This is a genomic window from Deltaproteobacteria bacterium (genome assembly GCA_016874775.1).
In the GTDB taxonomy this organism is placed as follows: Bacteria; Desulfobacterota; Binatia; order Bin18; family Bin18; genus VGTJ01.
This window is the reverse complement of sequence record VGTJ01000345.1, coordinates 1-2,147: the sequence shown is the minus strand read 5'-3', so window position 1 is coordinate 2,147 and position 2,147 is coordinate 1. Positions and strand designations below refer to the sequence as shown.

Sequence of the window (2,147 nt, the reverse complement as noted above, 5' to 3'; positions counted from 1 at the left end):
GCGCTTGGAGGTGGTGCGCCGTTCGGCAGACGCCAAAGGCTTTACCGTGTTGCCCCGCCGCTGGGTGGTGGAGCGGTCCTTCGGTTGGCTGGGGCGCTAGCGGCGCTTGTGTCGGGACTTCGAACATACCACCGTTTCCAGTGACGCTATGGTGTACTTGGCCAGTATCCGGCGCACGCTGCGGATGGTGACGACGGAAAATACGAATTAAAAAACACTTTCTTAGGCTTTTTTCACCGTTCTGTGCGTGTGCCCTCAAAGGGCACGAATTGTGCCCCTCAAAGTCACGCCTTATTCGCAGATGCCACACACAAGGCACAGACGAAAGGAGGAGGGCACGGCAACGACAAAAATGGGGAGACACAAGCGTGACAAAAAACGGAGGAATCGAGGAAACAGGGAACCTGCAACGAACCCCAAACTGCGATGAGTGCAGAAATCACTCGCACACACGAAAGGAACAACCAATGAAACGAACAATTCTCTCAATGGCAATCGCGTTACTGTGTAGTGCATGGACAGCCGTCGCTTTGGCCGACAACAACGGCGAGAACAAAGGAAAAAAGCACCGGGTCTTGAAGTTTGAGGTCTCGGAACTCAGCCCCCGCTTTGTCTTTGATGAAACACCGCTGGATGCTGATGGTAAACCCGGCTCCGGCAACGAATTTGTCACCGAAGGCGTCATCTACGCCGCTGAGACGCTGCAGAGTGGAGACGATGGCGTCATCACCGAGCGGGATGCCAACAACAAAGTCATCTCCGCCAAGCCGAAATATCCCGACCGAGTGATTGGTCGTTGGACCTGCCGTGGCTGGCACGTGGGCGAAGGCGCGGCCACCAAGACCGGTCCGTGGGTCATCACTCATCAGTTCTATGACTTTGACCAACGTCCCGGCGAAGCCAGTTTTACCACCGACGGTGTCGAACTGGTCGATATCGACGTAGCGATTAAACGGGCGATCACTGGTGGCACTGGACCCTACAAGAATATGCGGGGAGAAACCGTGCAGACCATGATCGGGTTCAACAGTAGCGACGGCGTGAACTTGCGGTTTGAGATCAGACCATAAAGCCATGCGCGATAGCATTGACTCTTATACCTAGCTTTCGACCCTCACCCTAGCCCTCTCCCTGCCAGGGAGAGGGCAGGTCGAACTGACCTGCCTACTATCCATTAACAAAGAGGACACCATCATGAACACCACACTCAATCCGGCCACAGTCGAGGAATTTTCCCACCACATGCTGACCGTACTGAATCATGGCGCAATAGCCCTGATGCTCAGCATCGGTCATCGTACCGGGCTGTTCGACACCATGGCGGAGTTACCGGCCAGTACCAGTGGACAGATTGCTCGCGCCGCCGGGCTACAAGAACGCTATGTCCGCGAATGGCTCGGCGCGATGGTCACCGGTCGCATCGTGACGTACGACGCGGCCAGCGACAGCTATAAGTTGCCACCCGAACATGCCGCCTCGCTCACACGCGCTGCGACACCGAACAACATGGCGATGTTCATGCAGTACATTCCGTTGTTGGGTGCCGTCGAAGACGCCATCGTCGAATGCTTCCGGCATGGGGGTGGCGTACCATACGCGGCCTTTCCTCGCTTCCAACACGTCATGGCGGAAGAGAGTAGTCAGACCGTCGCTGCCGCGCTGGTTGATGCTATTCTGCCCTTAGCACCTGGCATCATAGAAGCACTGCGAAGCGGGATCGAAGTGCTCGATGTCGGCTGCGGCCGTGGTCACGCTCTCAACATGATGGCCAAAGCCTTTCCGCAGAGTCGCTTCACTGGTTATGACTTCTCCAAAGAAGGGATCGCTGCGGGCAAGACCGAAGCGCACGCCTGGGGACTCACCAACGTGCGGTTCGCGGTCAAGGACATGGCGACGATGGAAGATCATGAGCGCTATGGGCTGATCACCGCTTTTGACGCGATTCACGACCAAGCTAAACCTCGCGACGTGCTCAAACGCATCGCCTCTGCCTTGAAACCTGACGGGATCTTTCTCATGCTGCGTATTCTGGTGGAAGTGATCAGCGATTCTGGGGAACGTGATCAGGTTCCCCGACCGCGAACGCTGGAGAGTGTAACTTTACTCTGAGTGATCACGTTGGGTCAAGTTTGTGCTCGTTTTTCGCA

The 2,147-nt window shown here is 56.2% G+C and carries 2 protein-coding genes; both read left to right on the top strand.

Features of this window, described 5'->3' with window-relative positions:
- Positions 1–467 precede the first annotated feature (467 nt).
- Positions 468–1,070 carry a hypothetical protein gene (locus FJ147_28320; protein MBM4259789.1) on the top strand — a complete coding sequence of 201 codons (603 nt, stop codon included), beginning with the start codon at positions 468–470 and terminating at the stop codon, positions 1,068–1,070.
- Between the two features lie 124 nt (positions 1,071–1,194).
- Positions 1,195–2,109 (top strand): methyltransferase domain-containing protein, encoded by a 915-nt coding sequence (locus FJ147_28315; GenBank protein ID MBM4259788.1) that lies wholly within the window; start codon positions 1,195–1,197, stop codon positions 2,107–2,109.
- Positions 2,110–2,147 lie beyond the last annotated feature (38 nt).